Origin of the sequence: Nocardioides sp. Arc9.136 (genome assembly GCF_030506255.1) — a bacterium.
Taxonomy (GTDB): domain Bacteria; phylum Actinomycetota; class Actinomycetes; order Propionibacteriales; family Nocardioidaceae; genus Nocardioides.
In genome coordinates this window covers 1794739-1808918 of sequence record NZ_CP113431.1, presented here as the reverse complement: position 1 = coordinate 1808918, position 14180 = coordinate 1794739, and the positions used below count along the sequence as shown (strand labels likewise).

Below are 14180 nucleotides of genomic sequence, written 5' to 3'. Positions count from 1 at the left end.
CGACCGGGCAAGGACCAGACACCCATGGCGCACCTCGAGCTCACCGGAGTGAGCGAGGACGGGACGCGTCTGCTGCTGACCGACGACGCCGGTGGCGAGCACGAGCTCGACATCGACCAGCGCCTCCGGAGCGCCCTGCGCCAGCACCCGCCGAGACGTATGGAGAAGCAGATGGAGAGCACCCTCCGGCCCCGCGACATCCAGGCCCGGATCCGGGCGGGGGCGTCGACGGAGGACGTCGCGGCAGCCGCGGGCACCTCGGTCGAGAAGATCATGGCCTTCGCCGGGCCGGTGCTCGACGAGCGCCGCCACGTGGCCGACCGGGCCCAGCGGTCCTCGGTACGTCGCCGCGCCGGTGAGGCCTCGGGGACGGCCCGCACCCTCGGCGAGGCGGTGGAGGCCCACCTGCGCTCGGTGCACGGCGACGCCGGGACCGTCGAGTGGGACTCGTGGCGCCGCGACGACGGCCGCTGGGCGCTGGTCGCGGCGTACGAGACCACCCAGCGCAGCGGGATCGCCGAGCTGGTCTTCGACATGCCGGGCAACTTCGTGCTCCTGGAGAACGACGACGCCCGCTGGCTGGTCGGCGAGGCCCTGCCCGAGCCCGAGCCGGCGCGCGACGACCTCCAGCAGGCCCGCCAGCGCCGGCTCACCACCGTCGACCTCGTGGACCAGGAGCTGCCGCTCGGCGGCGAGCCGGGCGACGAGCTGGGCGACGACGCCATCCAGCTGGTCAACGACGACCAGCCGGTCGAGGCGTTCCTGGACACCGCCCCCGCCACCGAGCCGGGCGCCGCCGAGCAGGAGCGCGCGCTGGCCGAGGAGGCCGCCGACGCGGCCGCGCTCGACCGCGGGTCCGCCGACGCCGAGGCACCGACCACGGAGCAGCCAGCCGTGCGCGACGAGCCCGAGCCGGACCCCGAGCCCGCCGAGCAGCCGCCGCCACGGCGAGCGGTCCGCAAGAAGGGCGGCCGCGCCTCGGTCCCCAGCTGGGACGAGATCATGTTCGGCGGCGGCAAGCAGGAGTGATCCGGGAGTAGCCTCCCGCCATGTCGTACTTCGTGACCGGCGCCACAGGCTTCATCGGCCGCCGGCTGGTCCAGGAGCTGCTGGACCACCGCGAGGGCGACGTGCACGTGCTGTGCCGGGCGGCCTCGCTGCCCCGGCTGGAGGCACTGCGCCAACGCTGGCGCAGCGACCGGGTCGTCCCCGTGGTCGGGGACCTCACCGAGCCACGGCTCGGCGTCGACCCGACGTGGGTGAGCGAGCACGCCGGGAGCGTCGAGCACTTCTTCCACCTCGCCGCGGTCTACGACATGACCGCCGACGACGCCGCCAACGAGGCGATGAACGTCGAGGGCACCCGGCACGCCCTCGAGCTCGCCGAGGCGCTCGGCGCGGGCCGCCTGCACCACGTCAGCTCGGTGGCGGTGGCCGGCGACTTCGTGGGCCGCTTCGACGAGACGATGTTCGACGAGGGCCAGCGGCTGCCCTCGGCGTACCACCGCACCAAGCACGAGGCCGAGCGGATCGTCCGGGCCGAGGCGGCGGTCCCCTGGCGGGTCTACCGGCCCGCGATCGTCGTCGGGGACTCCGCGACCGGCGAGATGGACAAGGTCGACGGGCCCTACTACTTCTTCCCGCTCCTCAAGACCCTGCGCGACACGCTGCCCGCCTGGCTGCCGATGGTCGGCCTCGACCTCGGCGCGACCAACGTGGTGCCGGTCGACTACGTGGCCTCCGCGCTGGACCACCTCGCCCACCTGCCCGGGCACGACGGCGAGGCCTTCCACCTGGTCGACCCCGAGCCGCGACCGGTGCTCGAGGCCGTCAACGCCTTCTGCGCCGCCGCGGGGGCTCCCCGCTTCGTGACCTCGGTCGACGGACCCGGGCTGCTCCCGCGCGTGCTGCGACCGGCCGCGCTGCTCTCCGGCGTCGTGGGCAACCCCGCCGTGCAGCGGCTCCTGGACCCGGTGACCAGCCGGGTGGGCATCCCGGCCGAGGTGCTCGCCCACACCTCGTTCACGGCCGTCCTCGACTCCCGGCGCACCGAGCGAGCGCTCGCGGGCTCGGGGATCAGCGTGCCCGACCTCGAGGGGTACGCCCGCACCCTGTGGACCTACTGGGAGGACCACCTGGACACCTCCACGGCGCGCGACCCGCGCATCCGGGACGCGCTGCGGGGCAAGCACGTCGTGATCACCGGCGCCTCGTCCGGGATCGGCCAGGTGACCGCGCTCAAGGTGGCCCAGGCCGGCGGCGTCCCCGTCCTGGTCGCACGTGGCAAGGACAAGCTGGAGGACCTGAGGTCGGTCATCGAGCTGCGCGGGGGCACCGCCCACGTGCACCCCTGCGACCTCTCCGACCTCGACGCGATCGACGACCTCTGCGCGGCCCTGCTGAGCGACCTGCCGTCGGTCGACGTCGTCGTCAACAACGCCGGCCGCTCGATCCGACGCTCGCTGAGGCTGTCCGAGGACCGGTTCCACGACTTCGAGCGCACGATGCAGCTCAACTACTTCGGCGCGATCCGCCTGGTGACCGGGCTGCTCCCGGCGATGCGGCAGCAGCAGGACGGCCACGTCGTCAACGTCAGCTCGATCGGGGTGCAGACGAACCCGCCGCGCTTCTCGGCGTACGTCGCCTCCAAGTCGGCCCTGGACTCCTGGAGCGACGTGGTGGCCAGCGAGCTGGTCGGCGACGGCATCACCTTCACCACCATCCACATGCCGCTGGTCCGGACGCCGATGATCGCGCCGACCAGGCTCTACGACCGGTTCCCCGCGATCTCCCCCGCCCAGGCCGCCGACCTCGTGCTGGAGGCGATCGTCGAGCGGCCGCACCGGATCGGCACGCTGCTCGGCACCGCCGGCGCGATCGCCCACACCGTGGCGCCGCGGACGACGTTCCGCGTGCTGAACCTCGCCTACCAGGTGTTCCCGGACTCGACCGCCGCCGCGGCCGGCACCGGGGGTGACGGGTGCGCGGCGACGCGCGGGTCCGAGCAGATGGTGCTGGCCCGGGTGCTCAAGGGCGTCCACTGGTAGCGCCGGTCGCCACCGGACGCCCCGGCTCGGCCACCCACTCGCTCCAGCTCCCCGGCCACAGCGCGGCCCGCACACCGGCCACCTCCATCGTCAGCACGTCGTGCGCCGCGGTCACGCCCGAGCCGCAGTACGCCGCCACGTCGGCCCCCGGCGTGGCGCCGACCGCTGCGTAGACCTCGCGCAGCGATGTCGCGTCGCGGAAGCGCCCGTCGGCGGCGAGGTTGCTCGACGTCGGGACGTTGACCGCGCCGGGCACGTGGCCGGCGACCGGGTCGACGGGCTCGACGTCGCCCCGGTACCGCTCCGGCGCCCGGGCGTCCACGAGCACCTCGACGCCGGGCACCCCCTCGACGTCGACCACCGGCATGCCGCCGGGCCGTGCGGTGAAGTCGCCGGCCGGCACCGTCGTCGGGCCCTGCTCGACCGGCCCGCCGGCGGCGAGCCAGGCCGGCCAGGCGCCGTCGAGCACGCGCACGTCCGTGTGGCCGTGGAAGCGCAGCAGCCACCACGCCCGCGCCGCCGCGTGCCCGGACCAGTCGTCGAGGACGACGACCGGGCGGCCGTCGGACACCCCGGCCGCCCGCATCGCCCGCTGCAGGTCCTCGGTCCGCGGCAGCGGGTGGCGGCCCCGCGGGCCGGCCGGCCCGGCGAGGTCGCGGTCGAGGTCGACGTACGCCGCACCCGGGACGTGACCGCGCCGGAACTCCTCGGCACCGGGCGGTCCGCCGAGCCGGTAGCGGACGTCGAGCACCGTGACCCCCGCGACTTCCTCGGCGAGGAGCACCTGCAGCGCCTGGGCAGTGATGAGCGGTCCGGTCACGGGACCCATCCTGCCGCGTGCCGGCCCACGACACGTGGGAGGATCCGCCGGTGGCGGAACTGCACTTCTTCACCGGGACGATGGACTCCGGCAAGTCGACCCTGGCGCTCCAGACGAACCACAACCACGCGGCCCGCGGCCGCGCCGGCCGGATCTTCACCACCCACGACCGGGCCGGCGAGGCACTGATCTCCAGCCGGCTCGGGCTGACCCACGACGCGATCGAGGTCGGCCCGGACTTCGACTTCTGGCGCTACGTCGTGGAGTCGCTGACCCACGGCGGCCGGATCGACTACCTGATCTGCGACGAGGCGCAGTTCTACACGCGCGAGCAGGTCGACCAGCTCGCCAAGGTCGTCGACGAGTTGCAGATCGACGTCTTCGCCTTCGGCATCCTCACCGACTTCCGGACCGCGCTGTTCCCCGGGTCACAGCGCCTGGTCGAGATCGCCGACCGGATGAACGTGCTCCAGGTCGAGGCGCTGTGCTGGTGCGGCAAGCGCGCCACGCACAACGCGCGCACCGAGAACGGCGCGATGGTCGTCGAGGGCGAGGTCATCGTCGTCGGCGACGTGGACGAGGCGGGCGTCGTGCCGGCCGACGTCGCCTACGAGGTGCTGTGCCGCCAGCACCACCGCCGCCGCCTCACCGCGGCCCGGGCGAAGGCGGTCTCCCTGGCGCCCGAGCCGCTGCCCTTCGGGTAGCCCCCCTCGTCGCGTCGTCCCGGTCTGCGGGATCGGCCCTCGCGCCGGCCCATGCCCACCGGGTGCAATGCCGACGTGACCGACGCCACCATGCCCGTCCTGCCCCACGCCACGATGGCCGAGCTGTTCCTCGCCCGCGCGGGGGACGACGGCACCGGGCTGGTCTTCGAGGGCCGCCGGTGGACCTGGCGCGAGGTGCTGGCCGAGGCGGCCGTGCGGTCCGCGGTGCTCCAGGAGCTGCGCCCGGCCGACGCCCCCTGGCACGTCGGCGTGCTGCTCGAGAACACCCCGGAGTACCTCTTCCTCGTGGCCGGCGCCGCCCTCGCCGGCGCCACGGTCGTCGGCGTCAACCCGACCCGGCGCGGGGCCGAGCTCGCCTCCGACGTACGCCGGACCGACTGCGCGGTGATCCTCACCTCCGCCCCGCACGACGCGCTGCTCGAGGGCCTCGACCACGGCGCGGGGACGGTGCTCGACGTCGAGGGCGAGGAGTACGCCGCGCTGCTGGCGCGCCACGCCGGCGCCCCGGTCGAGGCGACGCCCGAGGGGCTCGACCCGCGCAGCGTGCTGCTGCTGCTCTTCACCTCCGGCTCCACCGGCGCGCCCAAGGCGGTCATCTGCTCGACCGGTCGCTGGGCGACGGTCTGCCAGCTGACCCCGATCCCGGTCGGGCCCGAGGACGTGGCGTACAACGCGATGCCGCTCTTCCACGGCAACGCGCTGATGGCCGCCTGGGGCCCGTGCATCAACCACGGCGCGGCGTTCGCCCTGCGGCGCCGGTTCTCGGCGTCCGGCTTCCTCGCCGACGTCCTCGAGACCGGCGCCACCTTCTTCAACTACGTCGGCCGCTCGCTGGCCTACGTGCTGGCCCAGCCCGAGAGCCCCGACGAGGGCCGCACGAAGCTGCGCTTCGGCTTCGGCACCGAGGCGTCGACGCGCGACCGCGAGGAGTTCCTCCGGCGCTACGGCGTGGCCGTCTCGGAGTCCTACGGCTCCTCGGAGGGCACGTGCTACATCATCCGGACCCCGGAGACGCCCGGCGCGGCCCTGGGCCTGCCCCAGGTCGGCTTCACCATCGACGTCGTCGGCGAGGACGGCCGGCCGTGCCCGCCGGCGCGCTTCTCCCCCGACGGTGAGCTGCTCAACGCCGCGGAGGCGACCGGCGAGATCGTCTCCCGCGGTGCCGCGGCGCGGTTCGAGGGCTACTACAAGAACCCCGAGGCGAGCGCCGAGAAGTTGCGCGACGGCGACTTCTGGACCGGTGACCTCGGCTACCGCGACGAGGACGGCTTCTTCTACTTCGCCGGCCGCACCGCCGACTGGCTGCGCGTGGACTCCGAGAACTTCGCGGCCGCGCCGGTCGAGCGGATCCTGTCCCGCTTCCCCGGCGTCGCCGTCGCGGCGGTCTACCCCGTCCCCGACCCGCGGACCGGCGACCTGGTGATGGCCACGCTGCAGGTCACCGACCCCGCCGCCGTGGACGGCTCCGACCTCGCGGCGTTCCTCGACGAGCAGGCCGACCTCGGCACCAAGTGGGCGCCCCGGCTCGTGCGGCTGACCAGCGACCTGCCGGTCACCGCGACCCGCAAGGTGGACAAGCCCTCCCTGCGCCGCCTGCTGTGGCGCGGTGAGGACCCGGTCTTCGAGCGCGTCGACGGCGCCTACCGGCCGCTCACGGCCGAGCGGGTCGCCGACCTCGAGGCGGAGTACGCCGAGCACGGTCGGCTCGCGCTGCTCGGCTGAGCGCCTCCCGGTCCGCCCCGGCGGCGCGAGTGCCCGCCGTGGTCAGTCGACCAGGACCGGGATCAGCATCTCCTCGGGCGTGAGCGACCCGTGCAGGCCCACGAGCGTCTTCTCGTAGGAGAAGTCGGTCGTCGAGAACACACCGTGGTCGCCGGTCGAGGCGACGACGACGTCGCCCAGCCGCGGCAGCACCGAGGCGTCCACCGGCCCGAACCACCCGCGCCGGACCGCCTGCTCGCGGGTGAGCACCTCCGCCCGCTCCCCCAGCACCGACGACCACGCCGCGGCCACGTCGTCGACCGCGCCGCGGTCGACGTAGAGGTGGCGGAAGCGCGCCTCGCCGCCGAGCAGCCGCACGCCGTCGCGGAGCTCGGGGTGGTCGTCGACGTCGAGGCGGTGCTCGGGCGGGCAGTCGACCATCCCGTGGTCGGCCACGACGACGAGCCGCACGTCGGCCGGGAGCACCTCGCGCAGCTGCTCGGCCTCGGAGTCGATGCTCGAGAGCTGCTGGAGCCACTGGCTGGAAGAGACGCCGTACCGGTGGCCCGTCCAGTCCAGGTCGCTGTCGTAGAGGTAGGTCAGCGACGGCCGCTCGACGCAGGCGGCGACCGCCGCCGCGACCCGCTCGCCCACCTTGTCGGCGGCGACGTACTCGGCACCGCGGGAGCCGGCCAGCGTCAGCCCGCTGCTGGCGAACTCCCGCTTGTTCACGACCCGGACCGAGACGCCGGCCGAGCCGAGCCGCGCGAACGCGGTCGGGTGCGGCTGCCACTCGAGCGGGTCGACGTCCTTGGACCAGGCCAGCGCGTTGAGCAGCCGGTCGGTGCCCGGCACCCGCGTGGTGAACCCGACCAGGCCGTGCACGCCCGGCACGAGGCCGGTGCCCAGCGAGGTGAGGCTGGTCGCGGTGGTCGACGGCACGCCGGCGGTGGCGGGCGCCTGCCCCAGCAGCGAGGAGAGGTACGGCGCGGCGTGGCCGTGCCGCTCCAGCAGCCGGTGCCCGAGGCCGTCGACCAGGAACAGCACGTACGACGAGGCCGGCGGCAGCTCGAGGCCGGTCGGGGTCGGCCCGCCGAGGTCGACGCCCAGCGCGACCGCGACGGCGGGCACGACGTCGGAGAGCGAGCGCTGGCCGTAGGCCGGCTCGTGGAAGTCCACCGGCGAGGGGCTCGAGGAGGACACGGTCGTCGGCGTCAGGCGTGGGTGGCGGCCGAGAGCGACTCGGCGAAGGACAGCAGCCCGTGGACCGCGTCGGCCCCGTCGGCGGCGGCGGAGACCCGCAGGGAGAAGTCGTCGGAGGACAGCACGCCGGTGTAGCCGTGGTCGGCCTCGCAGCTGGGGTCCGAGCAGCCGGCCGGCTCCAGGTCGATCCGGGCGACCCCGCCCCAGCCGATGGTCATGACGACCTCGGCGGGCCGCGAGGGACCGGAGGTCGGGTTGGCGATGTTGCGGGTGACGACCACGGACTTGACCGCCGAGAGGCTGACCGCCTCGGTCGAGGTCGAGGTGTAGGGCTCCGGCAGCAGGTCGTCGCCGGGGTGCTCGTCGGTGTGCGCGAGCACCAGCCGGCTGGGGGTCAGCACCACGACGCTGAGGTGGCGACGTACCTCGTCACGCTCGAAGGTCGGCTCGTGGTGGACGAAGAACGACAGGACCTGCTCGCCCGCGACCGCCGCCGCCACGCCGTCCCCGACGACCTCGGGGTAGTAGCCGGTGCGGTCGATGGCGTGCCGGAGCTCGGTGGCCCGGTCCCGGTCGTCGGTGGTGCGGCTGCGCATGCGCGCAGTGTGTCACGCACCTCCCCCACCGGCTCAGTCCGGCCGGGACCGGTCCGCCCGCGCCCGGGCCCGCCTCAGCTCGGGAGCGTGTCCCCCGGCAGCGACGGCAGCCGGCGCACGAACCAGTCCGAGCGCGGGTCGGTCACCGGCTCGACCCGCCCGGCCGCGGTCAGCACGCTGGCGCCGTGCGCACCGGCCAGGACCAGGGAGAGCTCGAGGGAGCGCACCTGGGGCAGGTCGTTCTGCAGCTGGGAGACCCGCAGGATCAGCCGCTCGACCTCGGCCACGTCGACCACCTCGCTGCCGCGGTAGCCGAAGAGCATCGGCGCGGCCTTGATCTCGCGCACCATCGCCGCCGCGTCGCGCTCGCTGAGCGGCGGGATCCGGTAGGAGCGGTCGGTCAGCAGGTCGGTGATCGGACCCGAGATGCCGAAGGACACGACCGGGCCGAAGAGCGGGTCCTCGATCGAGCGGATCGAGACCGGCACGCCGGGCTGCGCCACCTTCTGGACCACGAAGCCCGCGCCGGCGGGGTCGCCGATGACCGAGGACAGCGAGTCCCAGGCGTCGGTCATCTCCTCGGGATCGTCGATGTTGCGCCAGACGTGGGCCAGGTCCGGCCGCTCGCGGAGGTGGTCGGCGGTCGCCTTGAGCACCACGTCCCACCCGAGCGACTCCCCGGCCGCGCGGGCCTCCTCGAGACTGGCGACGCGGTGCACCGGCCACAGCTCCACGCCGTACGCCGCGAGCAGCTCGGCCAGGGTCTCCTGGCTCAGCTCGACGCCCTCGGGGTGCTGGGTGAGCACCCGGTTGACGACGGCCTTCGCGGTGCGCGGGTCGACCGTGTCGCCGACGCGGGGCGGGGCGTCGGGGGTGCGCAGCCACACGGCGTACTCCACGACGCGGGCGAGCGCGCGCACGGCGTACTCCACGGCGGGGTACGACGGCACCGAGCCGCGACCGGCGGTCGAGCCGGCCACGTCGGGCACGCGCAGCAGCTCGGGCACGCCCTCGGCGCCGAGGAAGGAGGAGACCAGCGGCTTGTCGGACTGCTCGCCGACGGCCGCCAGGACGTTCGCGACGTCCTCGCCGGAGACGTTGAGCGGCGGGATGTAGACCGCGACGACCGAGTCGATCTCGGGGTCGTCGATGGCGGCGTCGAGGGCGTCCTCGAAGTCCTCGGCCGTCGCCTCGGCGCCGAGCGCGACGGACTTGTTGACCACCAGGCCCACGGCCGCGGCGGCGTCGGCGGCGAGCAGGCCGAGCGCGTCGGAGTTGCCCACGATCGCGACCCGGCGCCCGCGCGGCAGCGGCTGGTGGGCCAGCAGCTGGGCGACGTCGAACATCTCCTCGAGCGTGTCGACCTGGATCACCCCGGCCTGGCGGAACATCGCGTCGACCGCCTGCGGAGGGGCGGAGATCCGGCGCACCGCGTGGCCCATCGGCACGCCCTGGGTGGTGCGCCCCGAGCGCACCGCGATGATCGGCTTGCGCAGCGAGACCCGGCGCGCGATGCGGGAGAACTTGCGCGGGTTGCCGATGGACTCCAGGTAGAGCAGGACGACCTCGGTGGAGTCGTCCTCCTCCCAGTACTGCAGCAGGTCGTTGCCCGAGACGTCGGCGCGGTTGCCCGCGCTGACGAAGGTGGACAGGCCGAGGCCGCGGTTCTGGACCTTCTCCAGGATCGCGGAGCCGAGCGCGCCGGACTGGCAGAAGAACCCGGCACGACCGCGCGGCGGCATCACCGAGGACAGCGAGGCGTTGATCGAGACGGAGGGGTCGGTGTTGATGATCCCCAGGCAGTTCGGGCCGATCAGGCGCAGGCCGTAGGAGCGGGAGAGCCCCACCAGCCGGCGCTGGCGCTGGCGGCCCTCCTCGCCGGTCTCGGCGAAGCCCGAGGAGATCACGACGAGGCCGTGGACGCCCTTCGCGGCGCAGTCGAGCACGACGTCCTGCACCGACTCCGCCGGCACCGCCACGATCGCCACGTCGACCTCGTCGGGGATGTCGCCGACGGTCTTGTACGCCGGCATGCCCGAGACCGCGGCGGCGGTCGGGTTCACGACGTACACCCGCCCGGTGAAGTCGCCGGTGACCAGGTGGCGCACGAGCGCCTGGCCGATGGTGTCCTGCCGCCGGGAGGCGCCGATGACGGCGACCGAGCGGGGGTTGAAGAACCGCTCGATCGAGGCGGCCTCGGCCTTGTGCTCCCGGCCCTGCATCAGCCCGATCGCGGTGTCGGTGGGGGTGATCGGGAACTCCAGGACCAGCACGCCGTCCTCGTACTCGCTGGCCACGTGGTAGCCGGCGTCGCGGAAGGTCTGGATCATCCGGGTGTTGTCGGGCAGCACCTCGGCGACGAACCGCTCCACCCCGCGCTCGCGGCCGGCCTGGGCGAGGTGCTCGAGCAGCAGCTGGGCGATGCCCCGGCCCTGGTGCCTGTCCTCGACGAGGAAGGCGACCTCCGCCTCGCCGGGCCGGACGACGTCGTAGCGACCGACGGCGATCATCTGCCCGCTGAGGGTGAGCACGAACGCCACGCGGTCGCGGTGGTCGACCTGGGTGAACCGCTTGACGTCGCGGTCGGAGAGGCGCGGCATCGGCGAGAAGAACCGGTAGTACTTCGAGGTGTCGGAGACCCGGGCGTAGAACTCCACCAGCAGGTCGGCGTCCGCAGGGCCGATCGGCCGGATGTGGGCGGTGCGTCCGTCCCGGAGCAGGACGTCGGCCTCCCAGTGCCGGGGGGCGGTGGGGACGTCCTGCTCGGTCACGGGAGGAATCTAGCCGGTCCCGGTGTGCCCCCGACCCCCGCGACCACCCCGCCGGGGAGAATGTCGCCATGGCACGACGTACGACTCCCCCGCCGCCCGAGGACTTCGAGGAGCACATCCTCGACACCGACATCAAGCAGGAGATGGAGTCGTCGTTCCTGGAGTACGCCTACTCCGTCATCTACTCCCGGGCGCTCCCCGACGCACGCGACGGCCTCAAGCCGGTCCAGCGCCGGATCCTCTACACGATGAACGACATGGGCCTGCGCCCCGACCGCGGCCACGTCAAGAGCGCGCGCGTCGTCGGCGAGGTCATGGGCCGGCTGCACCCCCACGGCGACGGCGCCATCTACGACGCGATGGTGCGGATGGCGCAGCCGTGGTCGATGCGGCTGCCGTTCATCGACGGCCACGGCAACTTCGGCTCGCCCGACGACTCCCCCGCCGCGATGCGCTACACCGAGGCCCGGATGGCGCCGGCCGCGGTCGCGATGACCGCCTCGATCGACGAGGACACCGTCGACTTCCGGCCCAACTACGACAGCCGCGAGCTCGAGCCGTCGGTGCTGCCTGCGGCCATCCCGAACCTCGTGGTCAACGGCACCACCGGGATCGCGGTGGGCATGGCGACCAACTGCGCCCCGCACAACCTGGTCGAGGTGGTCCAGGCGCTGCGCCACCTGGTCAAGGACCCCCGCGCGAGCCTCGACGACCTGATGCGGTTCATCCCCGGGCCGGACCTGCCCACCGGCGGCAAGATCGTCGGCCTTGACGGCATCCGCGACGCCTACGAGACCGGCCGCGGCACGTTCAAGATGCGCGCCAGCGCCCGCATCGAGAACATCACCAACCGCCGCAAGGGCATCGTCGTCACCGAGCTCCCCTACGGCGTGGGCACCGAGAAGGTCATCGAGCGGATCAAGACCCTCGTGCAGGTCAAGAAGCTGCAGGGCATCTCGGACATGAAGGACCTCACCGACCGCGAGCACGGCCTGCGGCTGGTGATCGAGATCAAGAACGGCTTCGTCCCCGAGGCGCTGCTCGAGCAGCTCTACCGGCTCACGCCGATGGAGGACAGCTTCGGCATCAACAACGTCGCCCTGGTCGACGGCCAGCCCCGCACGCTGGGCCTCAAGGAGATGCTCGAGGTCTTCCTCGCGCACCGCTACGACGTGGTCCGCCGCCGCTCGACCTTCCGACGCGGCAAGGCCGCCGACCGGCTGCACCTGGTCGAGGGACTCCTCGTCGCGATCCTCGACATCGACGAGGTCATCCAGCTGATCCGCTCCAGCGACAACGCCGAGCAGGCGCGCGGGCGGCTGATGGACGTCTTCGAGCTGACCGAGCCGCAGGCGACGTACATCCTCGAGATGCAGCTGCGCCGGCTCACGAAGTTCTCCCGGATCGAGCTGGAGAAGGAGCAGTCCGAGCTGCAGCAGACCATCGACGAGCTCGACGCGATCCTCGGCGACGAGAAGCTGCTGCGGCAGGTGGTCTCCGACGAGCTCGCCGAGGTCGCCACGACGTACGGCACGCCGCGCCGGACCGTGCTGCTGGAGTCCGCCGGCTCGCCGGTGAGCAGCGCCGTGCCGCTCGAGGTCGCCGACGACCCCTGCTTCGTCTACCTCTCCTCCTCCGGCCTGCTGGCGCGCACCGCGACCGACGAGCCCCCCGGCCAGGGCGGCGGCCGCGCCAACCACGACGTGGTCGTCTCCGCGGTCCGCGGCACCGCCCGCGGCGAGGTCGGCGGGCTGACCAGCACCGGCCGGCTGGTGCGCATCGGCGTGCTGGAGCTGCCCCAGCTGCCCGGCACCGCGAACGACCCGCACCTCGCGGGCGGCCTGCCCGTCAGCGAGATCCTCGCCCTCGAGCCGGGCGAGCGGCTGCTCGCGCTGTGCACGCTCGGCACCGACGGACCGGGCCTCGCGCTGGGCACCAGGCAGGGCGTGGTCAAGCGGGTCAACCCCGAGGTCCTCAACCGGGACGACTGGGAGGTCGTCCGGCTCGCCGACGGCGACGAGGTCGTCGGCGCGGTCGAGCTCGTCACCGGCGAGGAGACCCTCTGCTTCGTGACCACCGACGCCCAGCTGCTCCACTTCGGGGCCGACGGCGTCCGTCCGCAGGGCCGGACCGGCGGCGGCATCGCCGGCGTCCGGCTGACCGCCGGCGCCTCCGTGCTGTGGTTCGGCGCGGTCGACCCCGCCGCCCCCGAGGGGTCGGTCGTGGTGACCGCCTCCGGCTCCTCGACCGCGCTGCCCGGCACCGAGCCGGGCGCCGTGAAGGTGACGCCCTTCGAGGAGTACCCGCCCAAGGGCCGGGCCACGGGCGGCGTGCGCTGCCACCGGTTCCTCAAGGGCGAGGACGCGCTCGTCTTCGCCTGGGTGGGCACCGCACCGGCGCGCGCCGCCGCCGACAGCGGCGCCCCGGTCGAGCTGCCCGAGGCGACCGGCCGCCGCGACGGCTCGGGCATCCCCGGGACGCAGCCGATCGCGGCCTGCGCGGGCCCCGTGTCCGCGCGGTTCTCCGGGACCGGGGCGCCCACCCCCGGTGTGGAAGGCTGATCGGCATGCTCCGCTCCGTCGTCGGTCCTGTCCGTCCTGCCCGCACGCTGGCCGCGCTCGGCCTCGCCGCGACCCTCTCCACCGCCCTGCTGACCGGCTGCTCCGGCGACGACGACGGTGGCTCGGGCCCCGCCGCGGACGACCAGACGCCGGAGGAGGTCCTGGCGGCGGCGAAGACGGCCTTCGACGAGACCTCCGGGCTCTCGATCCGGCTCAGCACCGACGACCTCCCCGAGGGCGTCACCGGCATCGTCGACGCCGCCGGCACCGGCACCCACGCCCCGGCCTTCGAGGGGTCGCTGACGGTGCGCATCTTCGGCCAGGAGGCCGAGGTCCCGGTCGTGGCGGTCGACGACAAGGTCTTCGCCCAGCTGCCGCTGACCAACGGCTGGCAGGACATCGACCCCACCGAGTACGGCGCGCCGGACCCCGCCGACCTGATGAGCCCCGAGCGCGGCTTCTCGGCCCTGCTGCCGGCGACGACCGGCGTCGAGGAGGGCGAGTCGGTGCGCGGCGGGGAGAAGAACGACCAGGTCCTCACCGAGTACACCGGCACCGTCCCCGACACGGCCGTCGCCAACGTCATCCCGGGCGCCTCGGGCGACTTCGACGCGACGTACACCGTCGACGACGACGGCCTGCTGACCTCGGCGGTGCTGACCGGCGTCTTCTACGCCGACTCGCCCTCGATGACCTACACGATCGACTTCGCCGACTACGGCACCGAGCAGGACATCACCGCCCCGTGAGCGCCCG

The 14180-nt window shown here is 73.8% G+C and carries 10 protein-coding genes; 6 read left to right on the top strand and 4 right to left on the bottom strand.

Going from position 1 to position 14180, the window contains the following annotated elements; genetic code table 11:
• Positions 1-24 precede the first annotated feature (24 nt).
• Both sepH and OSR43_RS08725 read left to right on the top strand, forming a co-directional pair.
• Positions 25-1029, top strand: a complete 1005-nt coding sequence (sepH, locus tag OSR43_RS08730) for a septation protein SepH (RefSeq protein WP_302270913.1) — start codon at positions 25-27, stop codon at positions 1027-1029.
• A 20-nt stretch (positions 1030-1049) separates the two neighbouring features.
• Entirely contained in the window at positions 1050-3047 is a 1998-nt protein-coding gene (locus OSR43_RS08725) for an SDR family oxidoreductase (protein ID WP_302270911.1), read from the top strand.
• Here the strand turns inward: OSR43_RS08725 and OSR43_RS08720 are convergent.
• Positions 3028-3876: a sulfurtransferase gene (locus tag OSR43_RS08720; RefSeq protein WP_302270910.1), complete on the bottom strand. Its 849-nt coding sequence runs from the start codon at positions 3874-3876 to the stop codon at positions 3028-3030. The genes OSR43_RS08725 and OSR43_RS08720 overlap by 20 nt on opposite strands.
• A 41-nt stretch (positions 3877-3917) precedes the next feature.
• Here OSR43_RS08720 and OSR43_RS08715 point away from each other — a divergent pair, with 41 nt between their 5' ends.
• The gene (locus OSR43_RS08715; RefSeq protein ID WP_302270909.1) at positions 3918-4571 is read left to right on the top strand and encodes a thymidine kinase; all 654 of its coding nucleotides are present in this window, start codon (positions 3918-3920) and stop codon (positions 4569-4571) included.
• A 75-nt stretch (positions 4572-4646) separates the two neighbouring features.
• On the top strand, positions 4647-6314 hold the full coding sequence (locus OSR43_RS08710) for an AMP-binding protein (RefSeq protein WP_302270907.1): 1668 nt from the start codon (positions 4647-4649) through the stop codon (positions 6312-6314).
• 42 nt (positions 6315-6356) lie between these two features.
• Here OSR43_RS08710 and OSR43_RS08705 read toward each other — a convergent pair whose 3' ends face one another.
• The 3 genes from OSR43_RS08705 to OSR43_RS08695 all read right to left on the bottom strand — a co-directional run bounded on the left by OSR43_RS08705 (position 6357) and on the right by OSR43_RS08695 (position 10863).
• Positions 6357-7496: an alkaline phosphatase family protein gene (locus OSR43_RS08705; RefSeq protein ID WP_302270906.1), complete on the bottom strand. Its 1140-nt coding sequence runs from the start codon at positions 7494-7496 to the stop codon at positions 6357-6359.
• An 11-nt stretch (positions 7497-7507) separates the two neighbouring features.
• Positions 7508-8092 (bottom strand): DUF5998 family protein, encoded by a 585-nt coding sequence (locus OSR43_RS08700; RefSeq protein WP_302270904.1) that lies wholly within the window; start codon positions 8090-8092, stop codon positions 7508-7510.
• Between the two features lie 74 nt (positions 8093-8166).
• Positions 8167-10863, bottom strand: coding sequence for a bifunctional GNAT family N-acetyltransferase/acetate--CoA ligase family protein (locus tag OSR43_RS08695; protein WP_302270903.1), 2697 nt, complete (start codon positions 10861-10863; stop codon positions 8167-8169).
• Between the two features lie 68 nt (positions 10864-10931).
• Between OSR43_RS08695 and OSR43_RS08690 the strand changes: the two genes are divergently transcribed.
• The gene (locus OSR43_RS08690; RefSeq protein WP_302270902.1) at positions 10932-13424 is read left to right on the top strand and encodes a DNA topoisomerase (ATP-hydrolyzing) subunit A; all 2493 of its coding nucleotides are present in this window, start codon (positions 10932-10934) and stop codon (positions 13422-13424) included.
• A gap of 5 nt (positions 13425-13429) precedes the next feature.
• On the top strand, positions 13430-14173 hold the full coding sequence (locus tag OSR43_RS08685; RefSeq protein ID WP_302270901.1) for an LppX_LprAFG lipoprotein: 744 nt from the start codon (positions 13430-13432) through the stop codon (positions 14171-14173).
• Positions 14174-14180: the final 7 nt, after the last annotated feature.